The 16,126-nt window shown below is 57.5% G+C and carries 13 protein-coding genes; 10 read left to right on the top strand and 3 right to left on the bottom strand.

Translation table 11 applies throughout. The features are described from left to right. Nucleotides 1-113: 113 nt before the first annotated feature. The 5 genes from miaB to lnt all read left to right on the top strand — a co-directional run bounded on the left by miaB (nucleotide 114) and on the right by lnt (nucleotide 5,696). Complete coding sequence (miaB, locus tag SIC19_RS16045) at nucleotides 114-1,460, top strand: tRNA (N6-isopentenyl adenosine(37)-C2)-methylthiotransferase MiaB (RefSeq protein WP_127401710.1); 1,347 nt, start codon at nucleotides 114-116, stop codon at nucleotides 1,458-1,460. 394 nt (nucleotides 1,461-1,854) lie between these two features. Beyond that, nucleotides 1,855-2,838, top strand: a complete 984-nt coding sequence (locus SIC19_RS16040) for a PhoH family protein (protein WP_007154798.1) — start codon at nucleotides 1,855-1,857, stop codon at nucleotides 2,836-2,838. Continuing rightward, nucleotides 2,835-3,308: an rRNA maturation RNase YbeY gene (ybeY, locus tag SIC19_RS16035; RefSeq protein WP_036209787.1), complete on the top strand. Its 474-nt coding sequence runs from the start codon at nucleotides 2,835-2,837 to the stop codon at nucleotides 3,306-3,308. Before SIC19_RS16040 ends, ybeY begins: the two co-directional genes overlap by 4 nt. Further along, nucleotides 3,305-4,156: an HlyC/CorC family transporter gene (locus tag SIC19_RS16030; RefSeq protein WP_036209781.1), complete on the top strand. Its 852-nt coding sequence runs from the start codon at nucleotides 3,305-3,307 to the stop codon at nucleotides 4,154-4,156. The genes ybeY and SIC19_RS16030 overlap by 4 nt, the downstream gene beginning before the upstream one ends. Beyond that, nucleotides 4,146-5,696: an apolipoprotein N-acyltransferase gene (gene lnt / locus SIC19_RS16025; protein WP_127401711.1), complete on the top strand. Its 1,551-nt coding sequence runs from the start codon at nucleotides 4,146-4,148 to the stop codon at nucleotides 5,694-5,696. The genes SIC19_RS16030 and lnt overlap by 11 nt, the downstream gene beginning before the upstream one ends. Nucleotides 5,697-5,870: 174 nt before the next feature. Here lnt and SIC19_RS16020 read toward each other — a convergent pair whose 3' ends face one another. Continuing rightward, on the bottom strand, nucleotides 5,871-6,419 hold the full coding sequence (locus SIC19_RS16020) for a zinc ribbon-containing protein (protein ID WP_269400096.1): 549 nt from the start codon (nucleotides 6,417-6,419) through the stop codon (nucleotides 5,871-5,873). Between the two features lie 433 nt (nucleotides 6,420-6,852). On the opposite strand from SIC19_RS16020, the gene leuS reads away from it, so the two are divergent. The 5 genes from leuS to SIC19_RS15995 all read left to right on the top strand — a co-directional run bounded on the left by leuS (nucleotide 6,853) and on the right by SIC19_RS15995 (nucleotide 12,191). Next, nucleotides 6,853-9,438 carry a leucine--tRNA ligase gene (leuS, locus tag SIC19_RS16015; RefSeq protein ID WP_127402413.1) on the top strand — a complete coding sequence of 862 codons (2,586 nt, stop codon included), beginning with the start codon at nucleotides 6,853-6,855 and terminating at the stop codon, nucleotides 9,436-9,438. A gap of 1 nt (nucleotide 9,439) precedes the next feature. Further along, a complete protein-coding gene (lptE, locus tag SIC19_RS16010) occupies nucleotides 9,440-10,012 on the top strand; it encodes an LPS assembly lipoprotein LptE (RefSeq protein WP_040474681.1) in 573 nt (190 codons plus the stop codon). Continuing rightward, nucleotides 10,009-11,016 (top strand): DNA polymerase III subunit delta, encoded by a 1,008-nt coding sequence (gene holA, locus SIC19_RS16005; RefSeq protein WP_085679820.1) that lies wholly within the window; start codon nucleotides 10,009-10,011, stop codon nucleotides 11,014-11,016. Before lptE ends, holA begins: the two co-directional genes overlap by 4 nt. Before the next feature lie 87 nt (nucleotides 11,017-11,103). After that, nucleotides 11,104-11,367, top strand: coding sequence for a hypothetical protein (locus SIC19_RS16000; RefSeq protein ID WP_041332414.1), 264 nt, complete (start codon nucleotides 11,104-11,106; stop codon nucleotides 11,365-11,367). A gap of 188 nt (nucleotides 11,368-11,555) precedes the next feature. Further along, on the top strand, nucleotides 11,556-12,191 hold the full coding sequence (locus SIC19_RS15995) for an endonuclease (protein WP_041332413.1): 636 nt from the start codon (nucleotides 11,556-11,558) through the stop codon (nucleotides 12,189-12,191). A gap of 67 nt (nucleotides 12,192-12,258) precedes the next feature. Here SIC19_RS15995 and SIC19_RS15990 read toward each other — a convergent pair whose 3' ends face one another. Together SIC19_RS15990 and SIC19_RS15985 are read right to left on the bottom strand one after the other, a co-directional pair. Continuing rightward, nucleotides 12,259-14,049 carry an acyl-CoA dehydrogenase C-terminal domain-containing protein gene (locus tag SIC19_RS15990; RefSeq protein WP_127401713.1) on the bottom strand — a complete coding sequence of 597 codons (1,791 nt, stop codon included), beginning with the start codon at nucleotides 14,047-14,049 and terminating at the stop codon, nucleotides 12,259-12,261. 214 nt (nucleotides 14,050-14,263) lie between these two features. Next, entirely contained in the window at nucleotides 14,264-16,063 is a 1,800-nt protein-coding gene (locus SIC19_RS15985) for an acyl-CoA dehydrogenase C-terminal domain-containing protein (protein ID WP_036209767.1), read from the bottom strand. Between the last annotated feature and the right edge of the window lie 63 nt (nucleotides 16,064-16,126).

The following is a 16,126-nucleotide window of genomic DNA, read 5'->3' as shown; positions in this document are numbered from 1 at the left end:
GCCGAGACAAAGGTGGTTGCCGATTGATCACCCCGTTATAATGTGCAGCTAACTTTTTTAAGCGCCACTCCCAACCTCCCGGCGCAAATCACACACCAAGCACGTTGAGAATCATGGCCAAGAAGCTGTACATCAAGACCCATGGCTGCCAGATGAACGAGTACGACTCATCACGCATGGCAGACCTGCTTCGCACCGGCGAAACCGTCGAAATGACCGACTCGCCGGACGACGCCGACATCCTGTTGCTAAACACCTGCTCAATCCGCGAAAAAGCGCAGGAAAAAGTGTTCCACCAGCTGGGTCGCTGGAAGAAACTGAAAAACAGCAAACCGGACCTGATCATCGGTGTAGGCGGTTGCGTGGCCAGCCAGGAAGGCCAGGCTATCATCGACCGGGCACCCTACGTGGACATGGTCTTCGGGCCGCAAACCCTGCATCGCCTGCCGGATATGATCACCGAAGTCCGCGCCAAGGGTAATGGCGTTGGCGTGGTAGATGTCAGCTTTCCGGAAATCGAGAAGTTCGACAACTTGCCTGATCCCGGTGCCGACGGCCCGTCCGCATTTGTGTCCATCATGGAAGGCTGCAGCAAATACTGCACCTTCTGCGTGGTGCCCTACACCCGTGGCGAGGAAGTCAGTCGGCCGGTGGACGACGTGATCGCGGAAGTCGCCCACCTTGCCAGCCAGGGCGTGCGTGAGGTAAACCTGCTGGGCCAGAACGTTAATGCCTACCGCGGCGAAACCCACGATGGCGACGTGATGGACATGGCGGAGCTAGTGACCCTAATCGCCACCATCGACGGCATTGACCGTATCCGGTATACCACCTCACACCCGGTGGAGTTTTCGGACTCACTGATCGAGGCCTATGAGCAGGTACCAGAGCTGGTCAGTCACCTGCACTTGCCGGTGCAAAGTGGCTCAGACCGAGTCCTGGCAGCCATGAAGCGCGGCCATACAGCTCTGGAGTATAAGTCCAAACTCCGTCGCCTGCGCAAGATTCGCCCGGACATCAGTTTCTCCTCGGATTTCATCATTGGCTTCCCGGGGGAGACCGAGAAGGATTTCGAGGACACTATGAAGCTGATCAACGATATTGGCTTCGATATGTCGTTCAGCTTCATCTACAGCGCCCGGCCCGGCACTCCGGCGGCGGACCTGCCGGATGACACGCCACTGGAGGTGAAGAAACAGCGCCTGAGCATTCTCCAGGACCGGCTGAACCAGAATGTGATGGACATCAGTCGCAAGATGGTGGGCACGACACAGCGTATTCTGGTGACAGGCTTGTCCAAGAAGGACCCCGGTGAATACGCGGGCCGTACCGAGAACAACCGTATTGTGAACTTCCGGCATGAGAATCCGGAGGTGGTTGGGCACTTTATTGATGTGGAGATTCGGGAGGCTCTGCCTAATTCTCTTCGCGGGGTTCCTGTGGGTTCCGGGATGTATTAAACCTGGGCCCCACGCGTCTCGGGTTTGGTGAATGGCGAGTGGTGGGGACCTCCTCCCAAAAAACGCTACAAGCACATCCATGTGCGCTTGGGCTCCGCCATCCATGGCTCCGCACATTTTTGGGAGGAGGCCCCCACCACTCTCCGCAACTTCTTCTCGTGTCTTCAGCGTGCAAATGGTCTTGTATTTAAACAAGTGAGCCTGCACATAGTTGGATAAGGGCGCTGGCCGGAGGACTATTCCAAAAACGTGGAGCGCCAGGGATGGCGCGACCGAGCCCTACATGGACGTATTCACGGGCGTTTTTTGGGATAGTCCTCCGGCCAGCGCCCAATTGCACAATTCATGACATACCCGCTCCCTGAATCCACGGGAGTAAACAAACGGAGCACTTTTGAACGCCAACGATCACCGACAATTCGACCTACACCCGGTAGACCAGCGCCGACTGACCACCCTCTGCGGCCAGTTTGATGAGCACCTGAAGCACATTGAGCGGCGCATGAACGTCAAAATTGGCCGCCGTGGCCATCATTTCCGGGTGGAAGGTGAAACTGAACACGTGGCAGCCGCTACGGAAGTTGTCCGGCACCTGTATCGGGAAACCGAAGCCAACGATGATATCTCGCCGGACATGGTTCATTTGTTTATCCGCGAGACCGGATTCGAACGGCTGCCGGATGACGTGCCTTACAAGGGCGCCGTCACCGTCATCAAAACCCCGAAACTGCAGGCCAAGCCCAGAGGCGAGAACCAGCAGAAATACGTGCACAACATCCGTACCCACGATGTGAATTTTGGCATCGGCCCCGCTGGTACCGGCAAAACCTGGCTGGCGGTGGCGTGCGCCGTTGAGGCACTGAAAGACGAACAGGTGAAGCGCATCTTGCTGGTCCGGCCGGCCGTGGAAGCCGGCGAAAAGCTCGGTTTTCTGCCGGGTGACCTGGCCCAGAAGGTGGACCCTTACCTGCGCCCCCTCTACGACGCTCTCTACGAAATGCTGGGTTTTGATCATGTGACGCGGCTGATCGAAAAAAGCGTGATTGAGATCGCGCCGCTAGCCTTCATGCGCGGCCGCACGCTCAATAATTCGTTCATCATTCTGGATGAGAGCCAGAATACCACCCGCGAACAGATGAAGATGTTCCTGACACGGATCGGGTTTGGTTCCACTGCCGTGATCACCGGTGACACCACCCAGGTGGATCTTCCCCGCGGGCAGAATTCCGGCCTGATCCATGCGGCCGGTGTGCTGAGCAAGGTGTCCGGTATTGGCTTCACACGGTTCGAGGCCCGCGATGTGGTGCGTCACCCATTGGTGCAGCGGATTGTCGAGGCTTACGATTCCTTTGACGACGGGAGCGCCACAGGCCAGTGAGTGAACTGACAGTGGACTTGCAGCGGGCCATCGAGGTACCCGAGGCGCCAGATGACATCGAGTTTGAGCGCTGGGCCCGGGCCGCATGGTTGGGTGAGAATCCATCCGAGGTGACGATCCGTATCGTTGCCAGTGATGAGAGCGCCGAGCTGAACAGCCAGTATCGCGGGAAATCAGGGCCAACCAATGTACTGTCCTTCCCATTTGAGGCGCCAGCCGGTATAACGGTTCCGTTGGCCGGTGATCTGATCATTTGTGCCCCGGTTGTTGAAAAAGAAGCAGCCGAGCAGCATAAAACACTGACGGAACACTGGGCCCATATGGTGGTGCACGGTATGCTGCACCTTCAGGGCTACGACCACATTGAAGACAATGATGCCGAGGTCATGGAAGCCCTCGAGATCCGGCTGCTTGCGCAGCTCGGGTTCAGCAATCCTTACGAGACAGAGGAAACGGAAAAAGACTCATGAACGACGATCAGTCGAGTCGCAGTCAGGGCAGCAACAAGTCCTGGCTGGAGCGTATATCACAGGCCTTCTCCAGCGGGCCTGAGTCCGTCGAGGACGTGCTGGAAATCCTGCGGGACGCCGAGTCCCAGGAAATCATCGATACCGATGCCATGAGCATCATCGAAGGTGCCATGCAGGTGATCGACATGCGGGTGGATGAAATCATGATTCCCCGCTCCCAGATGGTCACCGTCAAGGCATCCCAGGACCCGAAAGAGTTCCTGGGCGAAATCATTTCATCTGCCCATAGCCGCTTCCCGGTCATTGGCGACAGCCAGGACGATGTCATTGGCGTACTGCTCGCCAAGGACCTGCTCCCTCTGGCCCTGAACAACGACCTCAACTGGACCCGCATCCGCGAGATTCTTCGCCCTCCCACGTTCGTACCGGAGAGCAAGCGCCTGAACCAGCTATTAAAAGAGTTCAAGGAAACCCGCAACCACATGGCCATTGTGGTTGACGAATACGGTGGTACAGCCGGCCTGATCACCATTGAGGATGTGCTGGAACAGATCGTGGGCGAAATCGAAGACGAACATGACTTCGACGAGGAAACCCACATCAAGGCCCGCGGCGATGGCACTTACGCCGTGAAGGCCGTCACCCCCGTCGACGACTTTAACGAATTCTTCGAAACCGAGCTGGACGAAGAGGAGTTCGACACCATTGGCGGCGTTGTGCTCAAGGAATTCGGCCATCTGCCCAGACGGGGCGAGTCGGTTGAGTTTGGCGGATTGCAGTTCACCATTGCCAACGCCGATAACCGTGTTATCCGTCTGCTGCAGGTAACGCGTGGTGATGACCAGTAATACAACGGCCCGAACCTCCGAACTGACATCCGCCCTGTCCGAGCACGCCTGGCTGCGAGCGGCCACTCTGCTCGTTGCCGGGGCCTTGCAAACACTCACCTTTTCACCCTTTAACTGGTGGTGGCTGGGGCCGTTGTCGGTCGCGCTGATACTGTTTTGCTGCCTGCCGCTCGCCCCGCAAAAGCTGTTTCGGGCTGGCTGGCTGGTCGGATTGGGGCTGTTCGGTACGGGCGCAAGCTGGGTCTACATCAGCATCAGTGAACACGGCAATACGTCCGTTCCACTCGCGATCATACTCACCGTCATTTTTGTGTCGGGACTCGCTCTTTTCCATGGTCTGGCGTTCTGGGCCTGGGGAAAACTTGCCAAAAACAACGCGGTCAGGCGGCTGATCCTGTTTCCAGCGGTGTGGATACTCTGTGACTGGGTCCGGGGCTGGCTACTGACAGGGTTTCCCTGGCTGTATCTGGGCACCGCCCACGTTGATGGGCCTCTGGGCGGCTTCGCCCCCTTAACGGGCGTCCACGGGCTTACGTTCTGGGTGGCCGTGACCGGCTGCGCAATTCCAGGCTGTTGGTGGCTGGTCCGGAAAGCCCGCCATGCCAGCACGGCGCTCGTCGCCGGCGTGGCGCTGCTGCCCTGGGTAACCGGCCCGGCTTTTTCTCAAGCACAATGGACGGCCCTGCAGACAGAACCAACGACGTTTGTCGCGATGCAGGGCAACATTCCCCAGCAAATCAAGTGGGACCCGGACTTCCTCCGGGACCAGATCGTCGCTTACCTGGAGCTGACTGAAGACCACTGGGATACCGACCTGATTCTGTGGCCGGAAACCGCTATTCCGATTCCCCAGGACCAGGCTGGCAAAATCATCGACCACATCGGTGAGGAACTGGGAGAGAGCAGCACACTGATTACCGGCATCCCCTGGTACGGCTTCAGTGACCGCATTGAAGACTTTACGTACCACAACAGCATCATGGCCATCGGTAGCGGCGGCGGCATCTACCATAAGCAGAAGCTGGTGCCTTTTGGTGAGTATGTGCCGCTGCAGCAGTGGCTTCGCGGTCTGATCGGCTTTTTTGACCTGCCCATGTCCAGTTTCAGTCGCGGCCCTGCCAATCAGTCGCCGCTTGAGGCCAATGGCATCAGGATCATGCCGTTTATTTGCTACGAAGTGGCCTACCCGGACTTCGTCGCCACCAATGCCCGCAACAGTGACATGCTGCTGACCATCAGCAACGATGGCTGGTTTGGCGATTCCATTGGCCCGCTGCAACACCTACAGATCGCCCGCATGCGTGCACTGGAAACCGGTCGTTATATGCTGAGGGGCACGAATAATGGTGTAACGGCCATTATTGACGAGAAGGGCCAGATCACCGAAACCATCCCGCAGTTTGAACGTGCGGTGATGACAGGTGAGGTCTATGCGGCGGAGGGCAATACGCCCTACATGCAATCCGGTTCCTGGCCGGTGCTGACGCTGGCGGCGATTCTTATTGTGTTTGTTCGGGAGCGAGTGATTCCGCGGAACTGATTTATCCTGGGGGCGGGTTCGTAGCCTGCCTGAATGGTGCCTGGCCACGGGGTGGGGGTCCCTTTTCTTTGGAAAAAGAACTCGCTTTGCTCGGACACCTTTTTCTGGCAGAAAAGGGACCCCCACCCCATGGCCGTTCTGGCTCTGCGCTGGACTCCCCTAGTCTTCCTATGGCTATTCTGACTTCCGTGGCCAGCGGCTGGTGACGCGTTCGTAGTAGTGGGAGCCGCAGGCGTCACAGGGTTCCAGATGGCTGGTTGCGGTCAGGCATCGCATGTGGCTGCAGTTCAGGCATTTGAACATGCCGGCCGTGGCCACTTCGCCGCTGATATACTGACTGGGCTCGTGGTTTTCCAATTTCTGGTTCAGCTCCAGCGTATCCAGTCGGGTCTTATCCGCCACCGAGAACAGCATATCCGCCAACTGGTGCTCCAGCAGTGAGATATCCAGTTGCAACCATTCCTTCAGACCTTCGCCGGTTTCTTCCACAAAATGCAGCAGGTGTTCGAGGTCCCGCTGCAGATACGCGCCAAGCAGGTCCGCTTCTTCGCGGGTCATCTCTGCCAGTTCATACTCAAACTCCACCGCCCGCTCGATTTCGTCTTTCAAGGTATCGCGAGTGGTATTCTCCATATCACTGAGCCGGGCCTGGACCCGCTCCAGCATGCGGTCGTAGGCCTCGAGAGCCCTGCCTGAGAGATGATTGCGTTCTGGTTCGGTCATGACAGCTCCTTATACCGGGTTACAGGTGCCGCGCCGGTGTGTCGGTTGCCTTTGCGGGACACGCTGTAAATACGTCCATGTAAGCTTGACTGCAGCATCCATGCTGCAGACAGTCCCGCAAAGGCAACCGACACCCCGACACCAGACATTGGCAGTTGCCTTGTAAGCCTGACTCCCAGAGTCCGGGGCAGAGCGGGTATGGCTGTCCAGGGATGTCAAAAACATGGATGTTTTTGTCAAGCGTACAGGGACGTATTTACAGCGTGCCCTGGACAGCCATGCCCGCTCTGCCCTTCACCATAACCCCAAGCATGGCACAGTATCGGCAAATTGGCAGACTACCTGTTAAGCCTTGTGTGCGTTAGAATGTCCGGCCGCTTCGCACATCTTTTTTGACACGGTCTGATAAAGGGTAACTTTGGTAATGGCAGGAATGGACCAGCAATACAATCCGCGCGATGTTGAACAACAAGCCCGTACCTATTGGGAAGAAAACAACACGTTTACGGTGAAGGAAGAACCGGGCAAACCCAAATACTACTGCCTGTCCATGTTCCCCTACCCCAGCGGCAAACTGCACATGGGGCACGTGCGCAACTACACCATCGGCGACGTCATTTCCCGCTACCAGCGCATGCAGGGCAAGAACGTCATGCAGCCCATGGGCTGGGACGCGTTCGGTCTGCCCGCTGAGAACGCCGCCATTGCCAATAAGACCGCGCCGGCGAAGTGGACCCACGCCAATATTGCCTACATGAAAAACCAGCTCAAGCAATTGGGCTTCGGTTACGACTGGAACCGCGAGCTGGCGACGTGCAAGCCGGATTATTACCGCTGGGAGCAATGGTTCTTCGCCCGTCTTTACGAAAAAGGCCTGGTGTACAAGAAGATGTCCACCGTCAACTGGGACCCAATCGACCAGACGGTGCTGGCCAATGAACAGGTGGTTGATGGTCGCGGCTGGCGCTCCGGCGCGTTGGTCGAGCAGAAAAAGATTCCCCAGTGGTTTATCCGCATTACCGACTACGCCGAAGAATTGCTGAATGATCTGGACGAGCTGGAGGACTGGCCTGAGCAGGTCAAGACCATGCAGCGTAACTGGATTGGCAAATCTGTGGGTACCGAGCTGACCTTCCCCCTCAAAGGCCGCGAGGACGCGCTGGACGTCTACACCACCCGCCCGGACACGCTCATGGGCGTGACTTACATGGCCGTGGCCGCCGAGCACCCCATTGCCAAGGCCGCTTCCGAGCGCTATCGCGAGGTTGCTGAATTTGTCGAGCAGTGCCGTAACAGCAAGGTTGCCGAAGCCGATATGGCAACCATGGAAAAGAAAGGCATTGATACCGGTTACAAGACCATTCATCCGCTGACGCAGGAAGAGATTCCCGTTTACGTCGCCAACTTCGTGCTCATGGAGTATGGCACTGGCGCATTGATGGCGGTGCCTGGCCATGATGACCGGGACCACGAGTTCGCGCTCAAGTATCGCCTGCCCATCAAGCAGGTTATCGCCGCCACAGACAGCCGCGAAATCGATGTTCAGGAGCGCGCCTTCACCGAAAAAGGTGTTCTGGTATCCTCTGGAAAGTACAACGGCCTGACCAGTGCCGAGGCGTTTGACGCAATCGCCGATCATCTGGAAGAAAGCGGTATTGGCAAGCGCACGGTCAACTATCGCCTGCGGGACTGGGGCGTGTCGCGCCAACGCTACTGGGGCGCTCCAATCCCGATGATGACCCTGGACGATGGCACCGAACGCCCGGTACCGGACGATCAGTTGCCGATCACACTGCCCGAAGACGTGGAGATGGACGGCGTCCAATCTCCCATCAAGGCAGATCCGGAATGGGCAAAGACCAGCTTTGAAGGCCAACCGGCCACGCTGGAAACAGACACCTTTGACACCTTTATGGAGTCGTCCTGGTACTACGCCCGCTTCTGCAGCCCCAACTACGACAAGGGCATGCTGGACCCGGCTGCCGCCAACTACTGGCTGCCGGTAGATCAATATATCGGCGGCATCGAGCACGCCATTCTGCACCTGCTTTATGCGCGCTTCTTCCATAAGCTGCTGCGGGATGTGGGGCTGGTCAACAGTTCCGAGCCATTTAACCGCCTTCTGTGCCAGGGTATGGTGCTGGCCGAAACCTATTATCGTGAAGACGATAACGGTGCAAAAATCTGGATCTCGCCAGCGGATGTCGTTACTGAGAAAGACGACAAGGGTCAGGTCGTGCGCGCCGTTCACAAGGACGACGGACAACCGGTGGTGGCCGGTGGTGTCACCAAGATGTCCAAGTCCAAGAACAACGGCATTGACCCCCAGGCTATTATCGATGAGCACGGTGCCGATACCGTGCGTCTGTTCATGATGTTTGCGGCGCCTCCAGAGCAGTCACTGGAATGGTCCGACAGCGGTGTTGAGGGCGCCCACCGTTTCCTCAAGCGCCTGTGGCGTATGGTCAGCGAGCACACTGAAAGCGGAATAGTTCCTGCCCTGGATACCACCGGCCTCAGTGAAGGTCAGCGCAATCTTCGTCGCAAGACCCATGAGACTATTGCCAAGGTGAGCGACGATGTCAGCCGACGGTTGACGTTCAACACCTCCATCGCAGCGGTGATGGAACTGCTCAACGATGTCAGCAAACTGACCGACAATGAGCCCCAGAGCCTGGCGGTTCGCCAGGAAGCGCTGGATACCGCGGTACTCGTCCTGTCACCAATCGTTCCCCATATCTGTCACCAGTTGTGGCACGCACTGGGTCACGACGAGCCTGTGGTTGACGCGCCCTGGCCTGAGGCAGACAAGGACGCCATGGTTCGCAGCGAGATTCAGGTTGTCCTGCAGGTGAATGGCAAAGTCAGGGCAAAAGCCGACGTCCCAGCGAACATCGAGAAGAGCGCACTGGAAGCTCTGGCACTCGAGAACGAGAACGTTGTCCGTTTCACCGAAGGCAAAACCGTGCGAAAGGTCATCGTTGTGCCCGGTAAACTGGTGAACGTGGTGGCGAACTGATATGAACCTCCTGGCGAGCCTCCCCAAGGTACTTCCGGCTGGCCTCGCCCTGTCACTTCTGGTGTCAGGATGCGGGTTTCAGCTACGGGGCGCCCCGCCGGTGTCATCCGCATTGCAGCCGCTGGCTGTTGATTGCTCCGGCGATGTGCCAGAACAGCTGTGTGGCTCGGTGAAGGAACAGCTGTCTCTGGGCAACATCGACCTTCAGCCCTCCGAAAAAGCCGATTATGTGCTCAACATCAGCAATTTCCGCCGGGAACGTCGTGCCAGTGCCATCACCGTGCGCGCCGCGGCTGCTGAGTATACGTTGCGGCAAACGGTCGATATTGAGGTTTTGACCTCCGACAAGGTTCCTCTGATCGCCCCAACCGACTTGAATAGCAGTGAAACCTATCGCTACGACGAATCCAATGTGCTGGCCAAGCAACGGGAAGAGGAAGCCCTCCAGGAGCAACTCTATGACCGACTGGCCCAGCAAATTATCTTTCGCCTGGCGCCCCTTGACCGGGATCGCATTGACCGGCTGAAACAGGAAGCGGAACAGACCCGCGATCAAGACAGTGGCCAACCATGAAGACCCAGGCCCACCAGCTATCCCAGCTTCTCCAGAAAGGCTTGTCACCTGTTTACCTGGTGTCAGGCGATGAGCCCCTACTGGTTCAGGAATGCTGCGACCAGATCCGGAAGACTGCGCGGGAAGCGGGCTATCAGGACCGGGTAACCTTCCACGCCGACCAGCAGCTGGACTGGAACCGCGTGGGCGAGGAGTTTGGTGCGCTATCGCTGTTTGCCGAAAAACGCCGTATCGAAATACACCTGCCTACCGGCAAATTGGGTGATGGCCGCGCCGTTCTTGAAAGCGTGCTGCAGAATCCTCCTGACGACATTGTGCTGCTACTGATCAGCGCACGGCTGGATGCCGCCGAAACCCGCCGGAAGTGGTACAAGGAATTGCAGGACAAAGGCGTACACGTGCCGGTATGGCCCATAGATACGGATAAATTCCCGGGTTGGCTGCAACAGCGGGCTCGCAACCATGGCCTCAGCCTTACCCGCGGCGCACTGGACATCCTGGCGGAACGCCTCGAGGGCAACCTCCTGGCGGCAAGTCAGGAACTGGATCGCCTGGCGTTATTGGGCACCGGCGCCACCATCGACGAAGACACCGTCGAACAGGCTGTTCAGGACAGCTCCCGCTTCAACGGTTTTGAGCTGGTGACAGAACTCCTCGCTGGCCGGGCCGCCCACGCTCGCAAAATCGTCGGGGTACTGCAGCAGGAAGGCGAGAACCCGCTGGGATTGCTGGCGGTGCTGACACGGGACCTGAACCTCACCATGGAGCTGAATATCGCCGCGGCCAAACGGGAGAATACTGCCGGCTTCCTCAAGAAGCGCGGAGTGTTCCAGCCCCAGCGCGCAAAGGCCGTTGAACAAGCGGCGAGACGCCTGAACCGCCACCAGCTCAATACCGCACTGGAACTATGCAGCACCACCGATAGGGCCGCCAAAGGCTTTGATACGCTCTCCCCCTGGCACTACCTGCAAGACCTGATCACCTTGCTTGCAAGACCCGCCTGACTCCGCGAAATGGCCGTCATCCGGCTTGACAGTTTTCGATATTCAGTAGCATCGTATAGTTGTTAACTGTTAAAGGAGGTGCGTGATATGAGCTTCCAGGACGAACTGAAAAAACTGTCCGAAAAGATTAAACAGTACCGTGACGAAGCACGGGTTCAGATGCATCTGGCCCATGAGGACGTGAAAGACGAGTGGGACGATCTGGAGAAGGACTGGGAACGGTTTCGGAGCAAACTCGATCACATCCTTCACGACGCCGAAGATGCATCAAAAGAGGCTCGCGAGACCGCTCATAAGCTGGGCGAAGATTTGAGAACGGGTTACCAGAATCTGCGCAACCGAAAGAAGTGAAGTGTTAACCAGTTAACATAATGCAACAAATAGCCACACAGAGGCTCTCTCCCTTTGGAGCCTCTGTGTCATACTTCTCAATTATAAATGAATAAACCGTCATTTTTCTGACCGGCCAGATCTAACCACTTCCTTTCCTGGCCCGATCAGCAAAGGCGCTGTCACGCGCTGAGAGGTATAAATGGCCTATGAAAACTAAAAACGTTGTTTTGGTCGCACTGGCGGCCTTGCTTATCCCGTCTCTCGTCATCAGCCAGAACACCCGCTTCAGTGACCCGGACACCGTTGTAAAAAACGAGTTCTGGGGCAACCTTTATGCCCAAGGCGGCAACTCCTTCTTCTGTGACACACCCTTCAAAAATAAAGGCTTTGTCCTTACGGAAGGCTATGTCTACCCTCTGGCAGAAGTTCGCAATGCACTTGGGTGCGGCACCAGCAGCCAATGCGACGATGACGACAGATACCGGCAGATTGCATCGGACCTTCATAACATGGTCCCCGTGCGCAGTCGCATTGAAATGTCCCGGAGAAACGCGATTTACGAAGAATTGGGCAATGCAAGCAGCCCGGACGAGTGCGGAATTCGCGAGAGTGCGCAGTTTTTTGAACCCCCGCAAAAGGTAAAAGGCGATATCGCCCGCACGGTTGCCTATATGGTGGACACCTATGACCTGCCCTGGGCAGGCGCTTCCCGGGTGTTCAAGAGCTGGAATCAGATCGATCCACCGGATGATCGAGAGCTTGTCCGCCATCGCCAGGTGGCCGACATTCAAGGTAACGAAAACCCGTTTGTTCTTGATCCAGGCCGGATAGAAAACCTGTAAGCGAGTATATAGAGCAGCACAAAAAAGGCAGGCCCGCGGGCCTGCCTTTTTGTTCACCGCTGACTACTCAGAACTCCTCAGCCGTCAGAGCCATCATTGAGTCGCTACCACTGCGAATGCCCTCAGCCAGTGCGACGGTCTTCGGCAGCAATCGGTCGAAGTAGAAGCGTGCGCTCTTCACCTTGCCGGTGTAGAAGCCAGAGGTGTCGCCATCGGCCTTCGGTGCCGCCACTTTAACCATTTTGGCCCACATATAGCCGAGAGCCGTCAGGCCAAACAGGTCGAGGTAGTCCACGGAGGCCGCGCCCACAGCGTCCGGGTTATCCCCAGCCTGCTTGATCACATGCTCAGTCACATCCGACAGGCGCTCAAATGCTGCAGCCAGTGGCTCCAGGTAGGGGCGCAGGTTTTCGTCGCTGCTGCTTTCCTCGATGAAGGTGGCCACGTCCTCAGCAAATAGCTCATAAAGCTTGCCCTGGCTGCCGACCACTTTCCGACCCATCAGGTCCAGCGCCTGGATGCCGTTCGTGCCTTCGTAGATCTGCGTTATGCGGCAGTCGCGAACCAGTTGTTCCTGGCCCCACTCCCGGATAAAGCCGTGACCGCCGAAAACCTGCTGGCCCATGATACAGGCGTCCAGGCCACGATCGGTCAGGAAAGCCTTCGCTACCGGTGTCAACAGCGCCACCATGCCCTCGGCATGCTTGCGGCGCTCGTCATCGTCGGAATACTTGGCGATATCCAGCCACTGAGCAACATAGGTAGAGAACGCGCGCCCTCCTTCCACATACCCTTTCATGGTTAGCAGCATGCGGCGCACATCAGGGTGGACCAGGATCGGGTCCGCAGCTTTTTCCGGCTGCTGGGCACCCGTGGGAGCTCGGCTCTGGATACGCTCCAGAGCGTATTCACGAGCACTCTGCAGCGATGCTTCAGCAGCACCAACACCCTGGATGCCCACGCCCAGACGCTCATAGTTCATCATGGTGAACATGGCGGCCAGTCCCTTGTTCTCCTCACCAACCAGCCAGCCCCTGGCGCCGTCGAAGTTCATCACGCAAGTAGCGGACCCCTTGATGCCCATTTTTTTCTCGAGGGAACCGCAGCTCAGGCTATTGCGCTCGCCAAGGGAGCCGTCTTCGTTGACTGCAAACTTGGGCACCAAAAACAGGGAAATCCCCTTGGGGCCCTTGGGCGCATCCGGCAGCTTCGCCAACACCAGGTGGATGATGTTCTCCGCCATGTCGTGCTCGCCCCAGGTAATGAAAATCTTGGTGCCCGTTACACTGAAGGAGCCATCGCCATTAGGCTCGGCCTTGGTGCGGATAATCCCCAGATCCGTGCCCGCATGAGGTTCCGTCAGGTCCATAGCGCCTGACCAGGTACCCGCGTACATATTAGGCAGGTATTTTTCCTTGAGCTCCTGACTGCCATGGGCGTCCAGGGCCAGGCAGGCGCCCGCCGTCAGCATCGGGGCTAGGCCAAAGGCCATGTTGGCCGCCTGCATCATCTCCTCAAACTGGGCAACCAGAGTTTTTGGCATGCCCATACCGCCAAACTCCGGGTTGCCGCCCAGGCCGTTCCAGCCACCCTCAACGATGGTCTGGTAGGCCTCGCGAAACCCCTCGGGTGTGGACACGTCGCCGTCATTCCACTTACAGCCTTGCTCATCGCCCTCGCGGTTCAGAGGAGCCAGCACACCACTGGTAATCTTACCGGCTTCTTCCAGAATGGCATCGGCAGTGTCCGGGTCAACGTTCTCTGCCACTTTGGGCAGAGACGCCCAAAGAGCCGGCGCATCAAATACTTCATTCAGGACAAAGCGCATGTCACGTAAAGGTGCCTGATAATCAGCCATCTCAAAACTCTCCACAATTCAGTCAGTCTGCGAAGTGAACAACGATGGACCTTCGGCCCTGATCACTTCCTCGGCTATGTGTCCGCACAGGTTATATTTATGGTGGCCTATTCTACCCTATTGGAGCCCCCAACTCATGGAGCACCGGCGGCCATGTCATCAAAAAAGCCCGCCTCCTGGGAGAGCGGGCTTTTAGAGTTCCGTGAAACCCGCCTTAGAGGGCGAAGGCTTCTTCCGGCATGTCCATCAGGCTGTCTGAGCCCGCCAGCATGCTTTCCGCATGCCCTTTGGCCCGCGGCAGCATGCGCTTGAAGTAGAAGCGCGCTGTCTGAACCTTGGCGTTATAGAACATTTCCTCGGTGGTACCTTCCACCATCTTGTCCAGCGCCACCTTGGCCATACGGGCCCAAAGATAGGCGAAAACAGCGTAACCGGAGTACATCAGGTAGTCCACGGAGGCCGCGCCAACTTCTTCGCGGTTCTTCATGGCGGACATGCCAACCTTGGTGGTCAGTTCGCCCCACTCCTTGTTCATGGCGGCCAACGGCTCAACGAATTCTTTCAACTGCTCGTTGTCGGCGTTTTCCTTACAGAACACGTGAACCTGCTTGGTGAAACCTTTCAGGGATTCACCTTGGGTCATCAGTACTTTGCGACCGAGAAGATCCAGCGCCTGAATACCGGTGGTGCCTTCATAGATCATGCCGATACGGGAATCACGAACGTTCTGCTCCATACCCCACTCGGAGATAAACCCGTGACCACCGAATACCTGCATACCCAGGTTGGCTGCTTCGTAACCGATCTCGGTCAGGAACGCCTTGGCGATCGGGGTGAGGAAGCCCAGGGCTTCATCAGCCGCTTTGCGATCTTCCTCGGTCTTACCGCTGTGAACGATATCAGCCTGCTGTGCGGTCAGGTAAATCAGAGCACGGGCGCCTTCTGCAACCGCTTTCTGGCTCAGCAGCATGCGACGAACATCCGGGTGAACGATAATCGGGTCAGCGATACCCTCGGGGTTCTTCGGACCACTCAGCGAGCGCATGGCCAGACGGTCTTTGGCGTAGGCCAGGGAGCCCTGGAAGCCAAGCTCAGCAGCACCCAGACCCTGGATCGCGGTACCAATACGCGCCGTGTTCATAAAGGTGAACATGCAGTTCAGGCCCCTGTTCTCAGGCCCGATCAGCCAGCCTTTGGCACCGTCGAAATTCATCACACAAGTGGCGTTGCCGTGAATACCCATCTTGTGCTCGATGGAACCACAGGAAACGGCATTGCGCTCACCGGAAGAGCCGTCGTCATTCGGCAGAAGCTTGGGCACGATAAACAGGGAAATGCCCTTGGTACCTTCAGGAGCGCCTGGCAGCCGGGCCAGCACAATGTGGACGATGTTTTCGGCCATGTCATGCTCACCAGCGGAAATGAAAATCTTGGTGCCGGTGATGCTGTAGGTGCCGTCTGCATTGGGCTCAGCCTTAGAACGCAGCGTGCCCAGGTCGGAACCGCAATGAGGCTCGGTCAGACACATGGTGCCGGTCCACTCGCCGCTGATCAGCTTGGTGAGGTAAGTCTGCTTCTGCTCTTCAGTGCCGTGGGCTTCAATGGTGTTGGTCGCACCGTGGCTGAGGCCGGGATACATGCCCCAGGACCAGTTGGCGGTACCCACCATCTCGCTCATTACCAGGCCAAGAGAGTGTGGCAGGCCCTGGCCACCATAGTTGGGATCAGCGGTCATGGACGGCCAGCCGCCTTCCACGTACTGCTGATAGGCCTCTTTGAAGCCGGTTGGCGTTTTCACGCCGTCTTCGCTCCAGGTGCAGCCTTCTTTATCGCCCACCTGGTTCAGCGGAGACAGAACCTGCTCACAGAACTTGGCACCTTCCCCGATGATGGCATCGACCATATCCGGAGTTGCATCTTCGGCGCCTTCCAGATTGGCGTAGTGCTGCTCGCTGTCCAGCAGCTCGTTCATTACGAATTTAATGTCACGCAGGGGCGCTTTGTAGTCAGGCATGGAATCCACCTCAGGTTTTCGGTCTCAGCTGCGACACGGTCACAACACTCAGCCTCGGGATTT

The sequence above is a fragment of the Marinobacter sp. MIT930201 genome, from assembly GCF_047122665.1.
Classification (GTDB): domain Bacteria; phylum Pseudomonadota; class Gammaproteobacteria; order Pseudomonadales; family Oleiphilaceae; genus Marinobacter; species Marinobacter salarius.
Note: the sequence above shows the minus strand (reverse complement) of the source record. Positions and strands in the feature narration are given on the sequence as shown.

Coding starts and splice junctions, on each gene's coding strand:
- leuS (WP_127402413.1), top strand. CDS start 6,853: ATGGACCAGCAATACAATCCGCGCGATGTTGAACAACAAGCCCGTACC.
- lptE (WP_040474681.1), top strand. CDS start 9,440: ATGAACCTCCTGGCGAGCCTCCCCAAGGTACTTCCGGCTGGCCTCGCC.
- lnt (WP_127401711.1), top strand. CDS start 4,146: ATGACCAGTAATACAACGGCCCGAACCTCCGAACTGACATCCGCCCTG.
- SIC19_RS15995 (WP_041332413.1), top strand. CDS start 11,556: ATGAAAACTAAAAACGTTGTTTTGGTCGCACTGGCGGCCTTGCTTATC.
- SIC19_RS16030 (WP_036209781.1), top strand. CDS start 3,305: ATGAACGACGATCAGTCGAGTCGCAGTCAGGGCAGCAACAAGTCCTGG.
- miaB (WP_127401710.1), top strand. CDS start 114: ATGGCCAAGAAGCTGTACATCAAGACCCATGGCTGCCAGATGAACGAG.
- SIC19_RS15990 (WP_127401713.1), bottom strand. CDS start 14,049: ATGGCTGATTATCAGGCACCTTTACGTGACATGCGCTTTGTCCTGAAT.
- SIC19_RS15985 (WP_036209767.1), bottom strand. CDS start 16,063: ATGCCTGACTACAAAGCGCCCCTGCGTGACATTAAATTCGTAATGAAC.
- SIC19_RS16020 (WP_269400096.1), bottom strand. CDS start 6,419: ATGACCGAACCAGAACGCAATCATCTCTCAGGCAGGGCTCTCGAGGCC.
- holA (WP_085679820.1), top strand. CDS start 10,009: ATGAAGACCCAGGCCCACCAGCTATCCCAGCTTCTCCAGAAAGGCTTG.
- SIC19_RS16000 (WP_041332414.1), top strand. CDS start 11,104: ATGAGCTTCCAGGACGAACTGAAAAAACTGTCCGAAAAGATTAAACAG.